Below are 24,075 nucleotides of genomic sequence, written 5' to 3'. Positions count from 1 at the left end.
CCTCCATATGCTTTTTTCAAAAGACCACTGCCAGGTTTGTCTTGGCAACCTGTTCCAGTGGAAATGCCATTTCTCTTTCATCGTCGTCTCTGATGACGACCTTTCCATCTATAAGTCCAATGAGTGTACCCTCATATTCCTTGCTGTTTTCGAAGTTCTGATAGAGCTTTACCTCGACTCTTCGGCCTGCGAATCTGTCGTAGTCTTTCTGCGCAAAAAGTTCTCTGTCCATGCCCGGCGAACTTACTTCCAGGAAGTAATTCTGCTGTATAGGGTCTGCCTCGTCCAGCTTCTCGCTGAGGTAGCGGCTTACCTTCTCGCAGTCATCGGTGCTGACATATTCTTCTTCTTCTTCTTCTGCATTCTGGTCGGTCTGTGTCTCGCCGTCTGCCGGTGCCTGGGCTTTGTCATTCTCTGGCGCCTGAGCCTTGTCAATAAAGACTCTCAGATACCAGTCGCGGCCCTCTTTCTTGAACTGCGTATTATACAGTTCCAAGCCGTTCTCCCGGAGGAAATCCCCCGCCATATTCGAAATCAATTCTTTAATTTGTACTTTTGCCATTCTTAATTCCTCTTAACAAAATTGAAAGAGTGGGTTATGCCCACTCTTTTTGCCTGCCAGTATTAGATTTCCAGCCTTTTCATCTTATCACACCTGCCTGTCTCTGTCAACCGAAATCAGGAAATTGCACACCCCAGACATTGCGAACAATGCCAACAAATTAAATAACAGAACTAAAATCCAGGAGGCTTTCAACCAACAGGCTGTACTTCTGCCCCGGCGATTCCGCAGGAGCAGATACAGTCATAGTCGTAAGCGAGCAGGAAGGATAGACAAATATGTCGCACTGTGTGACGGCGAAATCGATGCTGACGAGGAAGGAATACTGTACTTGTACAGTTATTCCGACAATGTCAGCATCGGAAGATTCCGCAGGAAGCTTTAAAAATTTCGCCTAGTTTGCGACATATTCTATTCTTCGCGAGTGAGACTATATGACTGCCTGCGCACGAGGACCAGCCGGGGCAGAAGTGACAGCCTATAGTGCCCAGGTCAGCTGATCCGTCTCAGGCAGCCCCTCGAAAATCCCATGAGCACGCAGCACCTCCACTGCCGACTTCGTAAGCCGGGCGCGGGTCACCGCATCCTCCACAGTATCGAAAGGCTTCTCATTATAAGCATCAGCCAGCGCCTTGGCAGCATTCTCGCCTACTCCGTCGAAAGCCACAAAAGGCAGCAGCACTTTGCCGTCCTCCACCCAGAACTTCAGGGCGTGAGAAGCGCCCAGACGGGCATCAGCAAACTCATAACCTCTGGCGTACATCTCGTAAGCCACCTCCAGGACCAGGATATCATCCTTATCCTTTGCCGTTGCGTTGTTACCCTTGATATTTATCTCAGCTATACGGTCAAGACAAGCCTGAGGGCCCTTCAGAATAGTCTCCACATCGAAATTCGCCTGAACACTGGTGAAATACGTCGCATAAAACTCCGCCGGATAGTACACTTTGTACCACGCCATACGGAAAGACATCATCACATAAGCCACAGCGTGAGCCCGCGGGAACATGTACTGAATCTTGATACATGAATCTATGTACCAGTCCGGAACGTCATGCTCCTTCATTACGGCCAGCTGTTCGTCCTTCAGAGGGCGGTTCTTGCGGACGTCCTCCATGATCTGGAAAGACGTCTTCTTCTCTATGCCCTTGAGGATCAGGTAGTTCATAATATCGTCTCGAGTGGAGATAACCTCACGCATAGTCGCAGTTCCCGAGCGGATATAATCCTGGGCGTTGTTCAGCCACACGTCCGTGCCGTGGGAAAACCCGGAAATTCGAACCAGGTCAGCAAACTTGTCCGGCTTGGTGTCGTCCAGCATCTGTCTTACGAAGGACGTGCCGAACTCCGGTATGGCGTAAGTGCCGTGAGTATATTTATAGTTTTTATCCTTTATGTCCAAGGCTTCGATGCCGTTGAAGATGCTCAGGACCTTGCGGTCCGTCAGGTCTACAGTCAGCGGGTCTTTGCCTGTCATGTCCTGAAGCTGTCGTATCATAGACGGGATATTATGGCCCAGGATATCCAGTTTCAAAAGGTTCTTGTCTATCTTATGATAATCGAAGTGGGTCGTCACGATGTCCGACTTCACGTCGTTGGCCGGGTGCTGTACGGGACAAAACTCATATATCTCGTGATCGTCAGGGACTATGATTATGCCGCCTGGGTGCTGACCCGTCGTACGCTTGACTCCTGTGCATCCGGAAGCCAGACGGTCAGCTTCGAACTTATTGCCCGCCCTGCCCGTTTCCTCGAAGTATTTCATAACGTAGCCATAAGCCGTCTTATCAGCTATAGTGCCTACAGTGCCGGCTTTGTACACGTTTTTTTCGCCAAAGATCTCGCCTACATATTTATGGGCTCGTGCCTGATATTCACCTGCGAAATTCAAATCTATATCCGGCTCTTTGTCGCCGTTGAATCCAAGGAATGTGGCAAAAGGTATGGTGAAGCCGTCGCGTTTCATCATGGTGCCGCACTCAGGGCAGGCCTTCTCCGGCATATCGATACCGCAGTCGTAGAGATTCATGTCTCCCCACTCCAGGTGCTTGCATTCAGGGCAGATGTAATGAGGCTCCAGCGGATTTACCTCGGTGATCCCGGCCATGGTAGCAGCCAGAGACGATCCGACGGAACCTCTGGATCCGACCAGATAACCGTCTGACAAAGACTTGTGAACCAGCATCTGTGCCGACACATACATGACGGCATAGCCGTTGTTGATTATGGCATTCAGTTCCGTGTCCAGCCTGTCCTCTATGACATCAGGCAACGGATCGCCGTAGATCTCGTGGGCCCTGTCCATGCAGGTAGTGCGCAAAGTATCCTCGGCGCCTTCTATGCGCGGCGGGTATTTGCCGTCAGGCACAGGTTTGATGCCGTCGTCTATCATATCGGCGATCTTGTTGGTATTTTCCACTACAACTCTGTAGGCCGTGTCCTCGCCAAGATACGAGAACTCATCCAGCATCTCGTTAGTCGTACGCATGTAAAGGCCCTGGCCGTTTTCCGCATCCTTGAATCCCATGCCGGCCATGAGTATGTTCCTGTAAATTGCCGATTCCGGCTCATCATAATGAGCATCCGTCGTAGCTACAATAGGCTTCCCCATTCTGTCAGCCAGAGCAACGACCTTTCGGTTGACCTCTTTGAGGGCCTCGTAATCAGGAAGTATGTTTTCCTCTATCATAAACCTGTTATTTACCAGAGGCTGAATTTCCATATAATCGTAAAAGTCTGCGATTTTCTCGCATCTTTCGTCACTGTTGTTATGAAGCACCGCCTGATATACCTCTCCGGCCTCGCAGGCTGAACCAATTATAATACCGGCCCTGTGCTCTTGAATAAGAGATTTAGGCAGTCTCGGTCTTCTATAAAAGTAATCCAGATGGGACAGAGAAACCAGTTTATATATATTCTTCAGTCCTTCCTGAGTTCTGGCCAGAAGTATTATATGATAAGTAGGATTCTTCTTATAATCTATAGATCCGTCCTGATTGTGGCAGTCGGAATCACCGAAGACATAACCCTCCATGCCGTAGAGGATCTTGATCGGATGACCGTTCTTGCCCAGTTTGGCCGCCGTATTGGCCGCGTCAGGGAAACTCTGTACAACGCCGTGGTCGGTAATCGCCACTGCCGGCTGTCCCCAGCCTGCCGCCGTCTTTACCAGCTGTTCCGCATCGTTGAGACCATCCATGGCGCTCATCTTAGTATGGCAGTGGAGTTCCACACGCTTCTTGCCGGCATAAGTATCCTCCCGGTGAGGCGCGCTGGATTTCTCTATATCCCTGACCATGACATCCAGGCAGTTCTCGAATCTATTCCATTCCGTCTCGCCGCAGGCAACTATGTAATCACCCAGCTCCAAAGCATCATTCATTTCTTCCCACTTATCGGCCTTGGTAAAAGCCTTCAGGCAGGCAGAGGTTTTCTTGTCCGTGATCAGCAAAGTCACCAGGCGTTTGTCGTTCTTGATTGCCCTGGCTTCCTTTTTGAACAAAGTTCCGCTTACGACGACTTTGCCTGTGTCTGCTGCCAGGTCTGACAGCGGCATAGGCTCGCCTGTGATCTTTTTCCCCATTATGCGACCGCCGGTGATAGTGCCGGAAGATTTGCTTTTGCCCGGTGATGACGACTTAGGTGCCGATTTACGTGGCCGGCTTATTTCCAGAGGCTTCTCCTTCAGGCTCTTCGCCGTAGCCTTGTATCCTTCTTCGTCGTTCCTGAACTCTATATTCACCTTAATGCCAAAGGCGTCCTTCAGTTTGCCCTCGTAGACCATCGCAAAATCTTTATTGAGTCTGTCCGTAGCCAGTTTCCCAAGGGAATGTACGGTGACATCATCGCCGTCTACCATGATATTATCAGTCTTGATGGCGTTCCTTATGGCGTTGTCTCCTGCAGTAGCCAGTCTCCCTATAAAAAGCCTGATCATTTCATCTCTGTCCATGACCAGATCATCTTTATGATAATCGTAAATCAGCTCAACTCCGCTGAGTCCCGGTACGGAGGCCTTCAAAGCCTTTTTTATACTCTTGTCATCTTTCACAGGCACAACGAAATTGAGACCTACGCGCACCATAAGCACGCCGGTCTCCTTAGATATGAAAGCGTCCTCCAGATCGCATTCCATCTTGCCTCTGGCGCTTCCCTCAATATCCTTCCAACTTATGTTTTCCTCTAATAACTTGTTCATTTTCCTCTTATCACTTTAATCAGCTCGTCTGCCAATTCTTCTTCTTTAACTGTCTTTACTACCTGGCCTTTTGCGATAATAAGGCCCTTGCCGTCGCCTCCGCAGGCGCCGAAATCCGCCTCTGCCGCTTCTCCCGGTCCATTGACGATGCAGCCCATTACGGCTACCTTCAGGCCCTCCGGCAAATCTTCCATAGCCGCAAGTCTTCTGTCGACTTCTTCCGCCAGCCCTTCAAGGTCTATTCTGGTGCGTCCGCAGGTCGGACATGAAACCAGGTCGTATCTGCTCTGGCGCAAACCTATGGATTCAAGTATTTCCTTCGCAAAATATACTTCCTCCACCGGGTCGGCCGTCAGGGATACTCTCATGGTGTCGCCGATGCCTGACAAAAGTAAGGCTCCTATGCCTGCTGCAGACTTTACCTTGCCTCGGCGAACTGTTCCCGCCTCGGTTATGCCTATATGAAATGGGTGAGATGTCTGCCTGGCAGCTATCTGATGAGCCTTGTAATTCATGGCCACATCTGAAGACTTGATGGATATGACCAGATCGTCGTAATCCATGTCTTCTATGAGCCTGACATTGCGAAGAGCACTTTCTGCAAGGCCTTCCGCTGTCACTCCTCCGTCTTTCTCTACTATATCTTTCTCAAGAGAGCCGGAATTGACGCCGACTCTGATTGGTATCTGATGTTCTCTGGCAGCATTTACTACTGCACGTACTCTATCTGCAGAACCGATGTTTCCGGGATTTATCCTTATCTTGTCAGCTCCGGCTTCAATGGCACCGATGGCCAGTCTGTAGTCGAAGTGGATGTCTGCCACCAGGGGCATGTCGGTTACTTTTCTGACTCTGCTGAAGACGTCCAGTGATTCCGCGTCGGGCACGGCTATCCTGACTATGTCACAGCCTGCATCCTTAAGCCTTGCTATCTGCTCTATAAGCCCGGCTTCATCACGTGAATCCACGTTAGTCATAGATTGTATGGATATAGGTGCTCCGCCGCCTATGGCAACATCTCTGCACATTACCTGTTTACTCATTGAAACAACCTCACTATATCATTCCAGGTGACAAATACCATGAGCCCCAGAAGCAGGATCATACCTGCCGCGTGAACTGTAGCCTCCATACTGTCGGTTATTTTTTTGCCCGTTATGGCTCTGATTATAACGAATACTATTCTGCCTCCGTCTAAAGCCGGCAGGGGCAGCATGTTGATCACTGCCAGATTGATGCTTATGAAGGCCAGCAGATAGAAGAAATAATACAATCCATATGATTCCGATTGATGAACCAGGGATACTATTCCTACAGGCCCGGAAAGATTCTTGGCAGCCACCTGTCCTGAGAACAACTGCTGCAGGGATATGAACATAGTCCTGGTCATAGTGACTGTGGATATGATCCCGTTCTTCACGGCTGTAAATGCATTATGTGAAACTGCCGGCGTCACGCCGACTATGTATCTGCCGTCACTCTTTACAGGCGTGACCTGAAGCTCCCTGTCCGCTCCATTACGGTTTACTGTGATGGTCATTCCCTTGGTGTTTTTACTTATAAGAGTGCTGAGATCGTTCCATTCTTTCACTTTACTGGAATTGACAGCAACTATAGTATCACCCTTCTGTATTCCCGCCGTGTAGGCCGGACTTCCGGATTCCACCTTAGCGATAGTAGTCGTCGGTGAACCGATAACACCCATCAGTATTATCATTACCAGAATTGCAATGAGTACATTCATGACGGATCCTGCCAGGAGAACGGCTATCTTGGCTTTGCCGGATTTATTATTGAAGGCCCTCTCATTGTCAGACTCTTCATTTTCCCCTTCCATAAGGCAATAACCGCCTATGGGAAATATCCTAATGGCATACAAAGTCTCGCCCTTCTGTTTCTTCCAGATGGCGGGACCCATTCCGAAGGCAAACTCGTTCACCTTGACTCCCACTGCTTTCGCCACGACGAAGTGGCCCAGCTCGTGGGGGAATATCATTATTACAAATAGAAAAACTGCCAGTATTGCTGTTAACATTAAATCTCTCTCTCCACCTTTTCACGGGTCTTTCTGTCGATTTCTATAATATCTTCAAGGGATGGTTCACTGATCGATTCATGCTCGTCCATTATCCTCTCGATATTGTCCCCTATATCTGTGAAGCCTGTCCTTCCCTTAAGGAAGGCCTCAACCAGTACTTCATTTGCCGCATTCATAACTACCGGGTAGCTGCCTCCGGCCCTGGCAGCATCTACTGCCAGCTTCATACATTTGAAAACTTTCATGTCCGGTTTTTCAAAGGTAAGCGTAGCCGCCTCCTTGAAAAAGTCCAGTTCTCTGCCATCTGATATCAGTCTGTCAGGGTAGCCGAGGGCTACGCTGATAGGTATCCTCATATCCGGCACTCCCATCTGTGCCAGTATCGATGTGTCGCAGAACTCTACGGCTGAATGCATAATGCTCTGAGGATGGACCAGGACCTGAATGTCATCTATGTCCACTCCGAAGAGCCATTTGGCTTCTATCATTTCCAGACCTTTATTCATCATTGTAGCTGAATCTATAGTGATCTTACGACCCATAGACCAGTTAGGATGTTTCAGGGCCATTTCCGGAGTGACTGTTTTCAGCCTGTCCAGACTCCAGCCTCTGAACGGTCCCCCTGACGCAGTCAGGAGTATCTTCTTTATCTTCTTGTCACGGTTCCCCTCTAAGCATTGAAATATAGCGCTATGTTCACTGTCAACGGGAACCATCCTGACACCCTTTTCTTTAACGGCTTCCATGATGACGCTACCGCCGGCCACGAGAGTTTCTTTGTTAGCCAATGCTATGTCATGGCCTGCCATTATACCGTGATACGTAGGCACAAGCCCACGCATTCCCATAAGAGAATTCAGGAGTATGTCGCAGTCAGATTCGGCCGCGGTAATTAGACCTTCACCTCCCCACAGCACCTGCACCTTGGGAAATTCTGCGGACAGAGCCGCAGCATCTTTTTTGTCCATGCAAACAGCCAGCGCCGGCGTGAACTTTCTGATCTGCTCAGCCAGAAGTCTGACGTTGCTGCCGCAGGTCAGTGCCGTGACCTTGAACCTGTCTTTATTTGATTCAATAACATCGAGAGCCTGAGTACCAATGGAACCTGTGCTCCCGAGAATTGCTACTTTCTTCATTATCCTGCCTCTGTTATGCTAATTGAAAGTGTATCATCACGATGGCGATGTAATAGTATACGAAAGGTGCCGTGAACAGTACACTGTCGAAGCGATCCATGATCCCGCCGTGACCCGGTATGAGATTGCCGTAGTCCTTGATGCCCATCTTGCGTTTATATGCTGATGCCGTCAGATCTCCGCACATGGAGATCACTGATCCGACCAGGCCTATGATGACACAATGTACCAGGAACTGCGGACATACGAAATATCCGAATAAGCCGCAGACTACTGCGCTGCCTATGACTCCTCCGACTGCTCCCTCTATGGTCTTCTTAGGGCTGAGATCAGGGCAAAGCTTGTGTTTTCCCAGGAAAACTCCTGTGAAATAAGCGAAGATGTCCGAGCCGAAGGCCGCCAGTACTACCAGCCATACCATAATAGCGTATTCTCCCGTCTGGTCTACAAGTACCACGTGGAAGGAGAAGAATTCTATGTAAATTATTCCCGTCATAGTTGCCATGGCATCCACGGGGTGATATTTCTTCACGTTGAACATATATATGGAACTGGCCATGATGACTGCTACGAACCATCCCAGGATCAGCAGGTAATTATTCGGCCATAAACCGTTTATGAAGTAAAGTATGAACAGGGCCGCATAGGCTATGGCTGATGATGGATGGATATCCATTGCTCTGAAGCCGTTATAGAATTCCCTGACTCCCACGAAGCCGACGAATATGCACATGGCCGCCAGCCAGTAGCTCCCAAGGTATAACAATATCAGAAATGGCGCCATACATAATCCTGAAATAATACGCTGTTTCATTTCTACTTCCTTCCTCCAAAACGTCTGTCCCTATGCTGGTATTCTTCCAGCATTTCCTTGAAAATTTCCGGTGTGAAATCCGGCCACAGGGCGTCTGAAAATACAAACTCACTGTAGGCTCCCTGCCACAACATAAAGTTGGACAGCCTCTTCTCGCCGCTGGTCCTGATGATAAGGTCCGGATCAGGCACATTGCCCGTCTCATCGCCTGTGTACAGATAACGGCTGATCATCTCATCGGTGATCTGACCCTCTAATTTGCCCGCCTTCATATCTTCCATGATATGATTGACCGCTCTGGTGATCTCACCTCTGCCACCGTAGTTCAATGCAATATTAAACTGCATGCCCGTATTGTCAGCCGTGGTTTTCAAAGTACGTTCCAGACTCTTCTCCGCTCCGTCAGGAATGACCTTATAGTCTCCAAGTACCTTAACCTTTACGTTTTTCTCATCCAATTCGTCCAGATCAAGTTTGACGAATTTCACCAGCAGTTTGAATATGCCGGAGACTTCATCCTCAGACCGTTTCCAGTTCTCTGTAGAGAAAGCGTACACCGTCAGGTATTTGATTCCCAGGTCTGACGCGCATCTTACTATTTCCTTCATGGATTCCATTCCGGCGTTATGTCCCGCCAGCCTTGGAACCTTATGTTTGGTTGCCCACCTGCCGTTACCATCCATGATAATAGCTACATGTGTAGGCATCTTGTTTAAATCAAGCATTTTTCCCTCATAATTCAATGTGGCTGCTCAATTACAGCCACATCATCAAAATTTCATCAATTATACTTCAAGTATTTCCTTATCTTTGGCAGCTACCAGAGCATCTATATCCTTGACTGCCTTATCTGTAGTCTTCTGTATCTTATCCAGTTCTTCCTTCAGATCGTCCTCAGTCAGATCTCCGTCCTTCTGCTGTTTCTTCAGGCTTTCATTGGACTCTCTTCTCAGGTTTCTGAGAGCTACCTTGGCGTCTTCTCCCATTTTCTTGGTAGTCTTGGTAAGTTCTTTTCTTCTCTCCTCAGTCAGCTGAGGTATCTCAAGTCTTACACATTTTCCGTCGTTGTTTGGCGTAATACCGATGTTAGCAGTATTGATGCCTCTCTCGATGTCGCCTACTGATTTAGGATCAAAAGGCGTGATCAGAAGTGATCTCGGATCAGGCACTGAGATATTCGAAAGATTCTTCAAAGGTGTAGGCGTTCCGTAGTAGTCCACCATTACCTTGTCAAGCAATGCCGGGTTGGCTCTGCCTGCTCTTACAGTGTTCAGATCCTCTTTCAGGACCTGCATGGTTTTTTCTATTTTCTCTTCTAGATTCTTATGTGAGTGACTCATTATAATATACCTCCATTATTTTATCAGTGTTCCGATGTTTTCACCGCAGACTGCGCGGACCATGCTGTTTTCTGCTGACAGGCCGAAAACCTGGATCGTCATGTTATTCTCCATACAGATCGTTGCGGCTGTCAGATCCATTACCTTCAGATCCTTATCGATGACCTGACGCATAGTCAGTTCATCATATTTCACAGCGTCCGGATTGGTGGCCGGATCATCTGAATATACAGCGTCTACATTCTTGGCAAGCAGTATAATGTCCGCCTGGATATTGACGGCCCTGAGAGCTGCTGCAGTATCCGTAGAGAAATGAGGTTCACCTATTCCCGCTCCGAAAATCACCACATCCTTCTGGCTCAGCTCCTTCAGAGCTTTCCTCCAGATATACGGCTCAGCTACTTCTCTCATGGTTATGGATGTCTGCACCCGTGCAGGTACATCCTCCGCCAGAAGGGCATCCTGCAAAGCGAGGCTGTTCATGACTGTGGCCAGCATACCTATGTAATCGGCAGTTTCCCGATTCATATCCTGGCTGCTTCTGCCTCTCCAGAAATTGCCTCCGCCTACAACTATGGCTACTTCAACTCCCAGTTCTCTCAGCTGTTTGATTTCCTTAGCCACCTTCTCGGTCATTTCCACATTGATGCCTGTCTTGTCTTCTCCGGCAAGGGCTTCTCCGCTGATTTTCAAAAGCACTCTTTTATATTTAGGTTCCATATTCGCTCCTTACTTTTACTACTGGCCGCGCCATGTCGGTCATAGAAATATTATACCATAAGTAAGCGTGTCATGTTAACTAGTTTTTTCTCTTTCTACAGCTGATTGATATACTCAGAAGCAGCCAAAGCAGCCACAGCTCCATCGGCCGCCGCCGTAGTAAGCTGTCTGACCTTTTTCGTGCGGCAATCTCCCGCCGTGAAAATACCGTCAGTCTTAGTGTGACAATCCTCGGAAGCGCTGACATATCCAGTCTTATCCAGTTCGGCTACATTCTCGAAATCCTTATTATCAGGCACCTGTCCGGCCGCTACGAATATTCCCTGGACATCCAGTTTACGTTCTTCATCGGTCTTGACATTTTTCACCAGAAGGTCGCTTACCATGAACTCTCCTTCAGCTGACAGAGGCACCGAATCCAATACGAATTCTACGTTTTCCTTTGCAGCCAGTCTGTCTACTGTAGCCTGATCGCCTCTGAACTGATCGCGCCTGTGCACCAGATAAACTTTGTTCGCAATGTTTGCAAGGACTTCCGCATCCTCAAGGGCAGTATTTCCCCCGCCTATAACAGCTACGTCTTTGCCGCGGAAGAAGTTTCCGTCGCAGGTGGCGCAGTATGATACACCCGAGCCTGTGAGCCTGACCTCGCCGTCAAATCCCAGTACTCTGTTCTTGGCGCCGGTGGCTATGATCACAGCCCTGGCTTCATAGGCTCCTGAGCCTGTAGTCACTGTCTTGATCTGATCCCCGGTTATGCCTGTGACCTTCTCTGTCCTGACCTCTGCTCCCAGGCCCAGGGCCTGTTCGTAGAGATCGTTGGCAAAATCTATTCCGGAAATATGCTTGATTCCCGGGTAGTTTTCAACGTCCGGCGTATTTACGATCTGACCGCCGTGGCCCTTTTCATCAAGTACCAAAGTGCTCTTTCCTGCTCTCTGTCCGTAGATGGCCGCTGTCAGGCCTGCCGGCCCTGCTCCGATTATAACTATGTCGTACATTATGTTACCTCTAATACTTTCCCGAGCGGTAAGCCTCTATCATATCTCTCGTGAGGCTGATGCCGTCGTCTTCAACGGGAATATTATCCCTTGGGAACCACTCCCCTGTGGATAGTTCCTCTCTGTCAAGGCTTATTTCTCCGGATCCGTCCAGATCCGCGAAGAATCCCAGCAGCAGATTGCTGTCAGTGCCCCATGGCTGGCTTTTGTAATATCTGATATTTTTGACCTTGATCCCGACTTCTTCCATTACCTCGCGCTTCACCGTTTCCTCAGCGGTTTCGCCTATCTCCGTAAAGCCTGCGATCAGGGCGTATCTTTTATATGCCCTGCCGGCATACTTTGTAAGCAGAATTTTATCGCCGTCGCATACGCCCACTATGACTGCCGGCGCCACCTTCGGGTAGACTTCATTGCCGCAGACGGGGCATTTCAACATTCTCTGGGCATCGCTATGGACCAGTATCACGCCGCATCTGCCGCAGATTTTATTGTCACGGTACCAGACATAAAGGTGGTAAGCCGTGGCCGCCGCGAAGCATACATCCTTGGACGTTATCTGGCGCAGGCCTCTGACGTTGACTGTTTCAAAGCCCATTGGCAGGGCCTCGATCTCCTTCCTGTACAAAAAGTATCTTGTATTGTCTATGGCAAAGAGATAGGTAAAGTCACCGTTTTCACCCTTCATGCCCCTGCGTTCGGGCAAGGTCAGTATCCCTTCGCGATTTTTATGTATCACCAGCTGTTCCCCATCAAAGGCAAAGACGCTGTCGCTGTTCTCTACCTGGGTGTCAACAAACTGATTTTTCATTTTCTTAGGTTCTATATCCTGTATCATATTATCTACCGTTACAGCCTTTCAGCCTTATTCAGGAATGCTACGTAGCCTCTCTTTGTTTCATAAACGTCAGCCTTGCTGGTAGCCTCCCATGGAGCGTGCATATTCAGCACAGCCACACCGCTGTCTATGACATTCATGCCGTATAGAGCCAGAATGTAAGCGATAGTACCGCCTCCGCCAAGATCCACCTTGCCCAGTTCCGCCATCTGAGTATTTACGTTTTCTTCAGCGAAAATTTTGCGCAGGTGGCCGAGATATTCAGCGTTGGCATCGTTAGAGCCGCTCTTTCCCCTTGCTCCTGTGAATTTATTGAAGACCATGCCGTTTCCCAGATAAGCCACGTTTTTCTTGTCGAAGCTGGACTGGTATGTCGGATCGTAGGCGCTGCTCACATCTGATGAAAGCATAGTGCAGTTTGCAAGACACCTCTTCAAAGTCAGTTCATTATAGTCTCCCATAAGGTTCAGGACTTCTGCCACCGTGTTCTCAAAGAATTTCGACTCCATGCCCGTAGCTCCGATGCTGCCGATTTCCTCCTTATCAACGAGGATACAGCAGGAAGTACGCCTGACTGCCTCTACCTCCAGCATAGCCATGTACGAAGTATATGCACAGACTCTGTCGTCCTGGCCATAGGACAGGATCATGCTGCGGTCGAAGCCTGCTTCTCTTGCCCTGCCTGCCGGAACTACTTCAAGTTCGGCTGAAATGAAATCTTCCTCGACCACTCCGTACTCATCCTTCAGTATGGCCAGGATGGCCTTGGTTACCGGACCCTCTTCATCAGCATCCTTCTTGGCTGTCTTATCTATCTTGATAGGCTTATTGCCGATAACGATATCCAGCGCCTCGCCCTCGATCACCTTGTCCGCCTTCTTTTCCATCTGTTCCTGTGCCAGATGGATCAGCAGATCCGAAACGAAAAATACCGGGTCGCTGTCCTTCTCGCCTACATTGACCGTGACCTTCTCGCCGTTCTCTTTGACAAAAACGCCGTGTATGGCCAGGGGCAGAGCCACCCACTGATACTTCTTGATACCGCCGTAATAGTGCGTATCCAGAAATGCGAAACCGCCGTCTTCATATAGCGGATTCTGTTTCACGTCCATCCTCGGCGAATCGATGTGAGCTCCCAGAATGTTCATACCATTCTCCACAGGTTCCTCGCCTATATTGAACATAACGACACCCTTGCCCATGTTTATCCTGTATACCTTATCGCCCTTCTTCAGTTCTTTGAATGAATCCAGCGGTTTGTATCCGGCTTTCTCTATATCCCTCCTGATTATCTCCACGCATTCCCTCTCAGTTTTTCCCTGGCTGAGGAAATCCATATAACCTACGCAGAAATCATTGCAGGCCTTCACGTCTTTATCTGTATACTTCTCCCATGTGTTCTGTAATTTCATATATCTTTCCTTTCCGGCGTCCTCAGACGTCCATTGTTTACATATAGTTACTATACCCACCGTTACTGACTGAAAGCATCATATATGGCTTTCTCCACCTTTCGGATCTCCTCCACGAACTCCCTGGAAGACGTCCTCAGGGCTCCGTGCCCCATGATGATCAGCTGTTCCAATCCATCGGATGTCACTACTCTGACCTTCTTCTTCCCGGCCATCTGGTGAGTCACCCTCTCTATATACATGTCGGCGGTCTCCGCCTCCTTAGTATAAACTACGTTGATATTTCTGACCTTAGTCGAAGACTCTATGCCGCCCTTGACCTTATATGCGTCGAATACCACTATTACTACATACTCCGTAAATCCCTGATAATTGCAGAGGATGTCGATCAGCCGTTCTCTGGCTGCGGCAAAATCCGTCCTTGCCAGGTCGTCAAGCTCGTCCCATGCGTGCACCAGGTTATATCCGTCGATCAAAAGGTAAGTGGGCCCGCTCAAAGGGCTGGCTTTCTTTTTCCGCGGTCGCGGCATCTGCTCTCCGGCGCCTGCGTTACCGTGAGCTACGACTTTATTTCTGGCCCCCGGCGATCCCGGCTGCCTGCTTCTGACAGGCCCGTAAGTCCGCTCGAAAATATCCATAAGTTCTTTGTCTGTGGCCATGACTCCTGAATATGCCCTGGCCCTCCGGGCCACATATTCAACATCTTCCATTGGATCTTCATCCTTCAGTACCGAAGGCAGATCCATATATTCCTCTACCAGATCCCACTTGACATGATCTCCCGATCCGTGACTGCAGAATATGGAATCCGCACTGTTGTTCACATCCCGCTCAGCCTCGTAGTCAGACCCTGCGATCACCGCAGCCTGATTATGACAGGCCTCGTACCCATCCATGCTGAAGCTGAATCTGCCAAGACCTCTGGCATAAGTGTTCACCTGTCTCTGATAATCCTTCAGTTCAGAAATCGGGCCTCTGCCTGTTATTATGGAAAATTCTTCACCGGACTGAGGTTCGCCGAAGGTGCCGCCCATCTTCTGTATATCAGACATGGCCCTGCCGACATTCTCCGTAGGCACCTGTATCTCGTAAGCTGCCCAGGGCTCCAGCAGAATATTCTCAGCCTTCATGAGACCGTTCCTTACAGCTCTGTACGTAGCCTGTCTGAAATCGCCGCCTTCTGTATGCTTGCGGCTTGCCCTGCCTGCCGCCAGGGTCATCTTCATATCTGTTACAGGAGCCCCTGTCAGGACCCCTCTGTGTACCTTCTCTGCCAGATGTGACAGAATAAGCCGCTGCCAGTTTCTGTCCAGGTCGTCTTCACTGCAGCTGGTTGTGAATGTCAGTCCGCTGCCTCTTTCTCCTGGAGAAAGTACCAGATGTACCTCGGCGTAATGTCTGAGAGGCTCGTAATGTCCCACTCCTTCTACTGTATCAGCGATGGTCTCCTTATATACTATCTTCCCCTGATCGAAGTCCACAGAGAAATCGAACCTTTCCATGATCAGGCTCTTAAGTATCTCAAGCTGTATCTCGCCCATGACCTGAACATTTATCTCCTGAGTCTCATCGTTCCATCTGATATACAGTTTAGGATCCTCCTCGGCCAGTTCCATAAGCTGCCTTAAGGCCTCGTTTGGGTCCTTGCCCTCGGGCAGCACGACACCATAGGTCATGACAGGCTCCAGTATGTCGTCATCTCCAGTCTTCTCATTTCCAAGGCCGTCGCCTATCTTAGCTTTGGTCAGGCCTGTCAACGCGCAGACCATACCCTGGCCCGCTTCGTCTTTTAGTTCATACTTCATTCCCGAATATATTCTGACGGAGTTGACTTTTTCCCCGTTGATGCTGTCTCTTATGCGTACGCTTCCCCCTGTGATTTTAACAAAGGTAAGCCTGACGCCGGCTTCGTCCCGGGATATCTTGAATACCCTGGCGCCGAAGTCTTTCCCGGGCGTTTTTGCCTTGGTGAACCGTGACAGACCAGCCAGCAACTCATCAATGCCATCAAGCTTCAAAGCTGAACCAAAGTAACACGGGAAAATCTCACGCTTCTCCACAGCCGAGGCTATATCGTCATCCGTAAGAGTACCTTTGTTCAAAAGTTTCTCTGTCAGCACTTCGCTGTGTATGGATATATCGTCGAAGAAAGTCTCGCCGCTGCCACTGGTCATGTCCACGCAGGCCTCAGAGAGACCCTCCGCCAGATTCACAGCCAGGTCAGCCTTTGTACCTGCCGCCAGATCCATCTTGTTCACAAAAATAAACGTCGGAATATTATAATGGGCCAGCAGTTTCCACAGAGTCTTAGTATGACTCTGGACGCCATCGCTGCCGCTTATGACCAGTATGGCGTAGTCCAGCACCGACAGAGTCCGTTCCATTTCCGCGGAAAAATCCACATGGCCCGGCGTATCCAGCAGCGACACATAGATATCATCCCACTCCAGGATTGCCTCCTTGGAAAATATGGTGATACCGCGGTTCCGCTCCAGCTGATTTCCATCCAGAACTGAATCGCCGTGATCCACCCTTCCAAGGGCTTTTATCTCTCCTGTTTTATATAGCATGGCCTCTGACAGCGTAGTCTTGCCTGAGTCTACGTGGGCCAGAATGCCTATAGTAATTTTCTTCATATCTCATTCCCATCACTTTAAAGTCGTTGGAACTATTGTAACACGAATAAGCCTACAAATAAATATCCGATGCCCCATATATGCCCGACAAATTTTCGAAAAAACTATTGACAACAGGCTTTTTGATGCTATAATCATATTAACATATCGGAAAGGTAGGTAATAATAAATGTCTAAAGTATACACATCAGCTGAGCAGCTTATAGGGAACACGCCTCTGCTGGAGCTGACAAATATCGAAAAGAAGTTCAACCTGGATGCTAAGATCCTTGCTAAACTTGAGTATCTCAACCCGGCAGGCTCTGCCAAGGACCGCATTGCGAGAGCTATGCTCGATGATGCAGAGAAGTCCGGTAAGCTGGGCCCTGACTCTGTTATCATAGAACCAACATCAGGGAATACCGGTATCGGCCTTGCTTCAGTTGCCGCTGCCAGAGGTTACAGGATAATCATAGTTATGCCTGAGACCATGTCTGTCGAAAGACGTCAGATCATGAAAGCCTATGGTGCTGAACTTGTTCTGTCTGAAGGCTCCAAGGGCATGAAGGGCGCTATCGAAAAGGCTGACGAACTGGCTGCCGAGACACCGGGCAGTTTCATTCCGGGTCAGTTTGTAAATCCGGCCAACGCTCAGGCCCACTTCGATACTACAGGCCCTGAGATATATGAGGATACAGATGGCCATGTGGACATCTTCGTAGCAGGCGTAGGTACCGGCGGTACTATAACAGGAGTCGGCAGATATCTGAAATCCAAGAAGCCTGATGTTAAGATCGTGGCCGTTGAACCGGCCTCCTCCCCTGTTCTTTCCAAGGGCGTAGGCGGAAGCCATAAGATTCAGGGCATAGGCGCAGGTTTCGTGCCTGAAGTACTGGATACCGGCGTTTATGATGAGATCATCGCCGTAGAAAACGACGCTTCCTTCGAAACAGGAAAGCTCATGGGCAAAAACGAAGGCATACTGGTTGGTATATCAGCCGGAGCCGCTCTGTGGGCAGGAATAGAACTGGCTAAGCGCCCGGAAAACAAAGGCAAGAATATAGTAGTTCTCATGCCTGATACAGGCGACCGTTATCTGTCAACGCCACTCTTCGCAGACTGATAAACTTCGACTTTTCCACCAAAAAACCGACGTCTTACAACGCCGGTTTTCTTTTGTTATTATTCCATTTCCTTTGCAAGCTTAAGTATAGGCGTGCTGTGATACTTCTCTATAGTACCCTTGTCGCAGGCCTCAGCCAGATCGGAATCTATTGGCAGGCTGGCTATGTGCTCGATACCGAACTTCTCAGCCTGTGCCGCCACGTGACTTTCGCCGAAGATCTTATGTTCCATACCGCAGTTAGGGCATCTGAAATATGCCATATTCTCAACTATAGCTGTTACAGGAATGTCCATCATTTCCGCCATCTTCACTGCCTTGGCAACGATCATGGAAACCAGTTCCTGAGGTGATGTGACAATGACCATTCCGTCAACAGGCAGGCTCTGATAAACTGTCAGGGCTACATCGCCTGTTCCCGGAGGCATATCCACATACATTACATCTATGTCTCCCCAGACTACATTGCTCCAGAACTGCTGGATGACTCCGCCCAGCATTGGACCACGCCATACTACAGGATCCGTATCATTCTCAAGGAACATATTCAGAGATATTATCTTGATGCCGCCCTCTGTTACAGCCGGTACGATCCTGTCGTCCGAACCTGTTGCCTTATCAGTTATGCCGAAGATTTTAGGTATTGACGGCCCTGTGATATCAGCATCGAGTATCGCTACCTTCTTGCCCTGTCTGAGAGCCGCTACTGCCAGCATGGAGGTTACGGAGGATTTACCTACGCCGCCCTTGCCGCTGACTACGCCGATTACCTTCTTGACGTTGGACTCCTTATTCATAGGAGCCTTCTGGATCCCCGGATTTTCCCTTTCCTCGCAGTTTTCACCGCAAGAACCACAATCGTGATTACAATCTGCCATAATTATTTTTCTCCTTTATTATTAATCAATATAATTTATCAAAACACTCCAATGTTTTTAAATATAAACAACCAAAGGAACATGGTAAAGCACGCTGCTGCCGATGAGAATATTACGCAGTTCCCTGCAAGTTCCCCATCGCTTCCCATGTCTTCTGCCATGGTAAATGACGATACCGCCGTAGGCGCCGCAAGCATAGCTACCAGAGTAACAAAGTCTATCCCTCGGAACCCCAGGTATGCCGCCAGTGACAGACATAGGCCCGGCACTATTACGAGCCTTGCAATGACGCAAACCACGGTATTCCTCGCCGTTCTGCCCAGACTCTGAAAGTCAAAGGATGCCCCCAGAATGATCAGGGCCATAGGTGTTGCCACCCCTGCCATATCGCTGGCCACAGATTCTAATATACCCGGCAATCTGATATTGAAAACAACCGAAATTATTCCGGCGAATGCTCCAATGATCAGAGGATTAGTCAGAACACTCTTGACTATGCGCCAGGGCTTCAGCTTTCCCTTCCTGAAAGTTTCCAATGTGATGACTGCCATTACGTTATATAAAGGCACGATGATAGCTACCATCATAGCCGTCACAGCCAGATTTCCCCTGCCGTAAATATTCATAGCCACAGGTATGCCCATGATCACGAAATTACTTCTGTATATGGCCTGTATCATGGCACCCCGGCTTTGAGAATTCTTTTCAATGCGGAAAACTACAGGCATGGAAATAAAGAACACACCCAGCACGCAGGCTACTCCGAAGATTATCAGCTTCACGTTAAGGGCGTCCTTGATATCAGCTCCGTAGAGATTCTCGAACATCATCAGCGGGAAAAACACAACGAATACCATATGATTCAGTTTTCTGACCTCGTCCCTGGTCAGGAGTTTTCCTCGTCTGACGCAGATGCCTATGACCATGAGAATGAACATTGGCAGTACTGCCTCCAGACATACGATGAAATTATTCAGCATCAGTGACCACCGTTTCTATGGTCTTATCAAATTCTTCCACAGGAATCTCGCCCTCGGCGACAGTACGCTTCTCATAGCATATCATAGCCTTACGGAATCCCGTATCCGCCAGATACCTGTCGTAATAGCCTTTACCATGACCCAGGCGGTTGCCTTTGTGATCGCAGGTAACGCAGGGTATCAGTGCGAAGTCTATGTCGCAGGCATCTACTACAGGCAGGCCCTGCCTCGGCTCCGGTATGTCATAATAAGCCCCCGGCACCAGATCTTTGTCAATGTCGGTGATTTCCATAGCCTGCATAGTCGTGTCATCCATACACAAAGGTAAGCATACGCGTTTTCCCCGGTGCAGGGCGTCTTCTATTATAGCCGTCGTGTCCGGCTCTGCGCCTACGCCGACAAAACAGAATACCATGCTGGCTTTTTTGTACTCTTCCAGCCTCGTTATCTTCTGACAGATGATCCTGCTTGCCTCCCGGCAATAGTCAGGCGTCAGAGAACGGTCGATGACTCTGATCTTCTTTCTGAGTTCTTTTTTTCTTTCTTTAACTTCCATATCTGCCTTTCTTAAATGCTGCTTACCTTTTAATATATTGGCATTTCACACATTCAGGTCTCTTAGGTTCATCAGGGTCGCAATGGAGCGGATAAAGCTTCAGATTAGGTCTGAGCTTATCGCCCATCAGCGACTTAAGTCCCGCTATCTGACAAAGGGTCCCTGCAAATTCCGTAACCTTCCCTGTCTTGGCCTCGCGCAAAGTAGCTCTGTATGTCTTAGGCATATCTCTGTTATAATAGTCGTCGCTATAGTCGTAATACTGGCTGAACTCAGGCAATTCCACCGGATTGTACAACGGGCAGTACAGAATGCAGTTGTTGCATTTGTTACATCCGCCCTCGTCTACCACCGGTCTGAAATATCCGTTTTCATCCTTTATCATCTTGACACAGCGGTCCTTGCATCCGACGACGCAGGCACCGCAACCATTACAATCAGGTACTCTTTCTAATAATTGCATAATTTTGACTCCTCGATTTCTCCGTGGCTACGCTGCCACGATACAGAGAATATAATAACATGAATATCATTTTAAGTAAACATCATGAAGCCAAGGTAAATCTTGGTATTTTCTGGTATTTTCAATAAAGCTATTGACTTTCTTGCGTTAAAGCGTTACTATGTAGCCATAGAAGATGTACTAAATAAAGTACATCCAGAAGAAAGAAAGAAAGGAGTGAGGGCCAATGCAGCATAGAATTACCGGACCAGGAGACATATCAGGGCGTAGCCTTTCGCTTCAGGAACTTGATCAGTAGGATTAGAAATCAGACAGTATGACTGAAACGGGCGCAGGTGATAACCTACCGGAAAGCACTGATCGACTACTTGATAAGAGAAGTTGCTGGAGCAGGACGCTAGCCCACAATAGTTATCGTAATACAGTTGTGGAAACTGCAGAATGAGTTTTGGAGCTACGAGAACGTGGCAAAGCAGTATTCCGAGGTTGATTTATAGATAGGAAGAAAAATTGACATAGATTACGATATGTTTTCTGAAAAGAAAATTAAATATGGATCGATTGTTTTAAGGGCTGTTGCTAATGGCAAGGGCCCTTTTCTATTGTGAGTATCCAAAGTTTGTGGAATTTATTTTGCCTCCAAATTACTTTTATCAGCAAATAAAAAAGCCGGACTTCCTGCCCGGTCGTGATCATCAATTGCAATAAAAAAGTATCAGCTGCATATATTAATTCCCTCCAAAGCGTCCGTCTTATCTATCATCCAGCCTCACGGCGGATTATCATAACTTTCTGCTTTGGCACAGATCCTCGGCTTCCGTTCTCTGTTCCACGTTCCATGTTCCACGACTCCTGGCTCACGTTCCATGTCCCTTGTTTCCCGTTCCTACGTCACCTGTTTCTCGTTCCTACGTTCCCTTGGTTCACGCTCCTATGTTTCCTGGTACATGCTCCTATGTTCCCTGATCCTTGCTTCCCGTTTCACGTTTCATGTTCCTGCCGGATAACCACAGATCCAACTATACAGCTGATACTAATCTCTATGATTGTTAATATTCACCTCTGGTGGACTCACCCTCCTTCATACGCCACATCCCTACGGATGAGACTTATTACGCAAAGGCTTCTACTTCATCCCTTGCTCTTCATCGCTTTATCGCTTTGAGTAGATAAAGTATAACATTTTTACTTCAATAGTCAATGGTATTTTAACAAATATCCTGTATACTTTTTGCCTTATCAGACTGTCGGTTACCTTAGCTGCGCCCTGTGAAATATAGTTGAGATATTAGTAACCCAAAATTAACTATTTCTATTGACAAGTGCTGCGGAGTGTGTTACTTTATAGTTACCGAAAAGAAGGAAGTGTTTTTTTAAACGCTGTGAATTGAAATTATTATCGACGAAGGGACGGTTGTTTGGTCACAACCGCCCCTTTACTTTACCATTTTTTGCTTACGGCCAGCAGTTCTCTCCTGACGGTCATTGCTCTTCTATAACTTTGTTACCCACATAGTCAAGGAACTTCATAAAATCCTTTTTCTTTAATGAAAGTGTCGCCGTGTTCCGGCATGGATGAAAATTGACCAGCTCATCATCAGAAGCATCTACGATCATCTTCTCCAGTACCACGGTGATCTGTTTATCTACATCATTAAACAAAGCAAATGGAGTGACCGATCCGGGTTTCAGCTGGAGCAGATCCCACATTTCCTCCTCAGTAGAGAATCTGATCTTGGTCCAACCTGTCACCTGCTTATAATGCTTGGTATCCATATGATGATTGTCATCCATGATCAGCATATAATAATTCCCACGTTTCTTATCTTTGATCAGAAGATTTTTCAAGTTAAGGCCTTCCATGATCAAACCTTTTTCTTCAGCATCCTCTGTGGAAAAAATCGCATCATGCTCATGGACCACATAATCAGTGATCCCTGTTTCATTAAATATTTCATATAATCTAGTTTCATTATTATCCATTTTCTATCAGCCTCCCAGTGTTATTTTACATCAAATTTGACATATTTGACAATACATTAACCTTATATTATATCACAGTTATTTCTAGGTAACACCATTCGATGTATTTTTTCAGATTTCATGGAAATTAACGATGGTTACGGCGTCAGCCTCTCCAACCATTGATATTACTAGTTTTCAACGTATTTTGGTAACCTAAAAGTAACTTTATGGCCAATATATACATAATAAAGGTAAGAATTACGCTGAGCAGTTTTCTCATTTTACGCAATATGTTGTGCTATAATTTATTAATTTTCTATATTTCTACAATATATTGTATTATGTTCTTTGGCAAAATTATTTTTCAAAGTTTTTTAATCGTAAGGTAACTAAAAAGTAACTTTTACTATTGACCTTTGGTTACTTATAGGTTACTATATAGTTACAAAAAGAGATAATAAGTTTCAAGTTACAGGAGGTGGAAATCATGAAGACCAACATGATGAAGAGAATAACAATACTGGCGATGGCAACTATAGTTGCAGCAGTAATGCTGTTAACTGGAACCACCCAGAATACATATGCAAGCTCAGAGTATACTTCAACGGCAGCAGCTGGACAGTATATGATGCAGAATATAATAAACCACAGCAACACCATCAAAGTAAGCGTTGTAAGTTCTAATGATAGCGGATCAGAAGTAAGCAAGAGCGTTTTCAATAACGCGATCGCAAGCAGTGATATAGGCGACTACTACAAGTACAGCGTTTATAACGGATACAATGTTAACTGGAGTTACTACACATCAAACGGAAATACACATTACGAATTCACATACAAGATGAAATATAAGACAACATTGAGCCAGGATAAAGCATTTGAAAAAAAGCTCAACAAAACAGTTAAGGCACTTAAATTAAGCGGAAAGAGCAATTACGCCAAGACAAAGGCAATATATAAATGGATCACCCAGCATGTAAAGTATGACTACAATTCATCCAGCGCAACTAAGTACACTGCATATGCAGCACTGAACAAAGGCAAAGCAGTTTGCCAGGGTTATGCAACATTGTTCTACAGAATGTGCGATGCAGCAGGCGTTGATGCAAAAGTTATAACAGGTTCAAGCTACGGCGAAGGACATGCATGGAACATAGTAAAGGTTGGAAGCAAATATTATAACGTAGATTCTACATGGGATGCAGGAGATAGCCACTACAGCTACTTCCTGAAAGGATCCAAAGGATTCAAGAGTCATAGCAGAGCATCTGCATTCAAGACTTCATCATTCACAAGCGAATACCCTACAGCAGCTTCAAACTACTAAAATTGTTACTTCTATAATTAATATATAACAACTCTTATAACTTATACTTCTACAATAAGATAAATAAAAAAGATGTACGGTGTGTGTGTACATCTTTTTTATTTGTGGT

20 protein-coding genes are annotated in these 24,075 nt (G+C 47.5%); 2 read left to right on the top strand and 18 right to left on the bottom strand.

Annotation, left to right across the window (positions count from 1 at the left end; translation table 11 throughout):
* Positions 1-16: 16 nt before the first annotated feature.
* From EV211_RS01500 to EV211_RS01440, 13 genes are all read right to left on the bottom strand, one after another.
* Positions 17-562: a ribosome maturation factor RimP gene (locus EV211_RS01500; protein ID WP_133527661.1), complete on the bottom strand. Its 546-nt coding sequence runs from the start codon at positions 560-562 to the stop codon at positions 17-19.
* A 478-nt stretch (positions 563-1,040) separates the two neighbouring features.
* Positions 1,041-4,760, bottom strand: coding sequence for a PolC-type DNA polymerase III (locus EV211_RS01495; RefSeq protein ID WP_133527660.1), 3,720 nt, complete (start codon positions 4,758-4,760; stop codon positions 1,041-1,043).
* Complete coding sequence (gene ispG, locus EV211_RS01490; RefSeq protein ID WP_133527659.1) at positions 4,757-5,803, bottom strand: flavodoxin-dependent (E)-4-hydroxy-3-methylbut-2-enyl-diphosphate synthase; 1,047 nt, start codon at positions 5,801-5,803, stop codon at positions 4,757-4,759. Before ispG ends, EV211_RS01495 begins: the two co-directional genes overlap by 4 nt.
* Positions 5,800-6,795: an RIP metalloprotease RseP gene (rseP, locus tag EV211_RS01485; protein ID WP_133527658.1), complete on the bottom strand. Its 996-nt coding sequence runs from the start codon at positions 6,793-6,795 to the stop codon at positions 5,800-5,802. Before rseP ends, ispG begins: the two co-directional genes overlap by 4 nt.
* Entirely contained in the window at positions 6,795-7,934 is a 1,140-nt protein-coding gene (locus EV211_RS01480) for a 1-deoxy-D-xylulose-5-phosphate reductoisomerase (protein ID WP_133527657.1), read from the bottom strand. The genes rseP and EV211_RS01480 overlap by 1 nt, the downstream gene beginning before the upstream one ends.
* Before the next feature lie 13 nt (positions 7,935-7,947).
* The gene (locus tag EV211_RS01475; RefSeq protein ID WP_133527656.1) at positions 7,948-8,748 is read right to left on the bottom strand and encodes a phosphatidate cytidylyltransferase; all 801 of its coding nucleotides are present in this window, start codon (positions 8,746-8,748) and stop codon (positions 7,948-7,950) included.
* 2 nt (positions 8,749-8,750) lie between these two features.
* Positions 8,751-9,473: an isoprenyl transferase gene (locus EV211_RS01470; RefSeq protein WP_133527655.1), complete on the bottom strand. Its 723-nt coding sequence runs from the start codon at positions 9,471-9,473 to the stop codon at positions 8,751-8,753.
* Positions 9,474-9,533: 60 nt separating this feature from the next.
* Positions 9,534-10,091, bottom strand: a complete 558-nt coding sequence (gene frr, locus EV211_RS01465; RefSeq protein ID WP_456298055.1) for a ribosome recycling factor — start codon at positions 10,089-10,091, stop codon at positions 9,534-9,536.
* Positions 10,092-10,103: 12 nt separating this feature from the next.
* Positions 10,104-10,808, bottom strand: coding sequence for a UMP kinase (gene pyrH, locus EV211_RS01460; RefSeq protein WP_133527653.1), 705 nt, complete (start codon positions 10,806-10,808; stop codon positions 10,104-10,106).
* Between the two features lie 95 nt (positions 10,809-10,903).
* Positions 10,904-11,809, bottom strand: coding sequence for an NAD(P)/FAD-dependent oxidoreductase (locus EV211_RS01455; RefSeq protein WP_133527652.1), 906 nt, complete (start codon positions 11,807-11,809; stop codon positions 10,904-10,906).
* A gap of 10 nt (positions 11,810-11,819) precedes the next feature.
* Complete coding sequence (nudC, locus tag EV211_RS01450; protein ID WP_133527651.1) at positions 11,820-12,647, bottom strand: NAD(+) diphosphatase; 828 nt, start codon at positions 12,645-12,647, stop codon at positions 11,820-11,822.
* Between the two features lie 11 nt (positions 12,648-12,658).
* Entirely contained in the window at positions 12,659-14,059 is a 1,401-nt protein-coding gene (locus EV211_RS01445; protein WP_133527650.1) for an aminopeptidase, read from the bottom strand.
* Between the two features lie 62 nt (positions 14,060-14,121).
* Positions 14,122-16,695 (bottom strand): translation factor GTPase family protein, encoded by a 2,574-nt coding sequence (locus EV211_RS01440; RefSeq protein WP_133527649.1) that lies wholly within the window; start codon positions 16,693-16,695, stop codon positions 14,122-14,124.
* Between the two features lie 169 nt (positions 16,696-16,864).
* On the opposite strand from EV211_RS01440, the gene cysK reads away from it, so the two are divergent.
* Positions 16,865-17,797, top strand: a complete 933-nt coding sequence (gene cysK, locus EV211_RS01435; protein ID WP_133527648.1) for a cysteine synthase A — start codon at positions 16,865-16,867, stop codon at positions 17,795-17,797.
* A 59-nt stretch (positions 17,798-17,856) separates the two neighbouring features.
* Here the strand turns inward: cysK and EV211_RS01430 are convergent, their stop codons facing one another.
* The 5 genes from EV211_RS01430 to EV211_RS01410 form a co-directional block, all read right to left on the bottom strand.
* On the bottom strand, positions 17,857-18,675 hold the full coding sequence (locus EV211_RS01430) for an Mrp/NBP35 family ATP-binding protein (RefSeq protein WP_133527647.1): 819 nt from the start codon (positions 18,673-18,675) through the stop codon (positions 17,857-17,859).
* Between the two features lie 38 nt (positions 18,676-18,713).
* On the bottom strand, positions 18,714-19,655 hold the full coding sequence (locus tag EV211_RS01425; RefSeq protein ID WP_243108527.1) for an AEC family transporter: 942 nt from the start codon (positions 19,653-19,655) through the stop codon (positions 18,714-18,716).
* Positions 19,645-20,211: a 5-formyltetrahydrofolate cyclo-ligase gene (locus EV211_RS01420; RefSeq protein ID WP_133527646.1), complete on the bottom strand. Its 567-nt coding sequence runs from the start codon at positions 20,209-20,211 to the stop codon at positions 19,645-19,647. The genes EV211_RS01425 and EV211_RS01420 overlap by 11 nt, the downstream gene beginning before the upstream one ends.
* A 22-nt stretch (positions 20,212-20,233) precedes the next feature.
* A complete protein-coding gene (locus EV211_RS01415; protein WP_133527645.1) occupies positions 20,234-20,674 on the bottom strand; it encodes a 4Fe-4S dicluster domain-containing protein in 441 nt (146 codons plus the stop codon).
* Between the two features lie 1,482 nt (positions 20,675-22,156).
* Positions 22,157-22,657, bottom strand: coding sequence for a YbaK/EbsC family protein (locus tag EV211_RS01410; protein WP_133527644.1), 501 nt, complete (start codon positions 22,655-22,657; stop codon positions 22,157-22,159).
* A gap of 469 nt (positions 22,658-23,126) precedes the next feature.
* On the opposite strand from EV211_RS01410, the gene EV211_RS01405 reads away from it, so the two are divergent.
* A complete protein-coding gene (locus tag EV211_RS01405; protein WP_133527643.1) occupies positions 23,127-23,966 on the top strand; it encodes a transglutaminase domain-containing protein in 840 nt (279 codons plus the stop codon).
* Positions 23,967-24,075 lie beyond the last annotated feature (109 nt).

The organism is Aminicella lysinilytica (assembly GCF_004362975.1).
In the GTDB taxonomy this organism is placed as follows: Bacteria; Bacillota; Clostridia; order Peptostreptococcales; family Anaerovoracaceae; genus Aminicella; species Aminicella lysinilytica.
This window is presented reverse-complemented; position numbering and strand designations above follow the sequence as displayed.

Bases quoted from the DNA above. Each gene is read 5' to 3' on its own strand.
- EV211_RS01495 (WP_133527660.1), bottom strand. From the start codon at position 4,760: ATGAACAAGTTATTAGAGGAAAACATAAGTTGGAAGGATATTGAGGGA.
- EV211_RS01445 (WP_133527650.1), bottom strand. From the start codon at position 14,059: ATGAAATTACAGAACACATGGGAGAAGTATACAGATAAAGACGTGAAG.
- EV211_RS01410 (WP_133527644.1), bottom strand. From the start codon at position 22,657: ATGGATAATAATGAAACTAGATTATATGAAATATTTAATGAAACAGGG.
- EV211_RS01425 (WP_243108527.1), bottom strand. From the start codon at position 19,655: ATGCTGAATAATTTCATCGTATGTCTGGAGGCAGTACTGCCAATGTTC.
- EV211_RS01475 (WP_133527656.1), bottom strand. From the start codon at position 8,748: ATGAAACAGCGTATTATTTCAGGATTATGTATGGCGCCATTTCTGATA.
- EV211_RS01420 (WP_133527646.1), bottom strand. From the start codon at position 20,211: ATGGAAGTTAAAGAAAGAAAAAAAGAACTCAGAAAGAAGATCAGAGTC.
- EV211_RS01470 (WP_133527655.1), bottom strand. From the start codon at position 9,473: ATGCTTGATTTAAACAAGATGCCTACACATGTAGCTATTATCATGGAT.
- cysK (WP_133527648.1), top strand. From the start codon at position 16,865: ATGTCTAAAGTATACACATCAGCTGAGCAGCTTATAGGGAACACGCCT.
- EV211_RS01500 (WP_133527661.1), bottom strand. From the start codon at position 562: ATGGCAAAAGTACAAATTAAAGAATTGATTTCGAATATGGCGGGGGAT.
- pyrH (WP_133527653.1), bottom strand. From the start codon at position 10,808: ATGGAACCTAAATATAAAAGAGTGCTTTTGAAAATCAGCGGAGAAGCC.
- EV211_RS01430 (WP_133527647.1), bottom strand. From the start codon at position 18,675: ATGGCAGATTGTAATCACGATTGTGGTTCTTGCGGTGAAAACTGCGAG.
- EV211_RS01455 (WP_133527652.1), bottom strand. From the start codon at position 11,809: ATGTACGACATAGTTATAATCGGAGCAGGGCCGGCAGGCCTGACAGCG.
- EV211_RS01405 (WP_133527643.1), top strand. From the start codon at position 23,127: ATGAAGACCAACATGATGAAGAGAATAACAATACTGGCGATGGCAACT.
- rseP (WP_133527658.1), bottom strand. From the start codon at position 6,795: ATGTTAACAGCAATACTGGCAGTTTTTCTATTTGTAATAATGATATTC.
- EV211_RS01415 (WP_133527645.1), bottom strand. From the start codon at position 20,674: ATGCAATTATTAGAAAGAGTACCTGATTGTAATGGTTGCGGTGCCTGC.
- EV211_RS01440 (WP_133527649.1), bottom strand. From the start codon at position 16,695: ATGAAGAAAATTACTATAGGCATTCTGGCCCACGTAGACTCAGGCAAG.
- EV211_RS01480 (WP_133527657.1), bottom strand. From the start codon at position 7,934: ATGAAGAAAGTAGCAATTCTCGGGAGCACAGGTTCCATTGGTACTCAG.
- nudC (WP_133527651.1), bottom strand. From the start codon at position 12,647: ATGATACAGGATATAGAACCTAAGAAAATGAAAAATCAGTTTGTTGAC.
- ispG (WP_133527659.1), bottom strand. From the start codon at position 5,803: ATGAGTAAACAGGTAATGTGCAGAGATGTTGCCATAGGCGGCGGAGCA.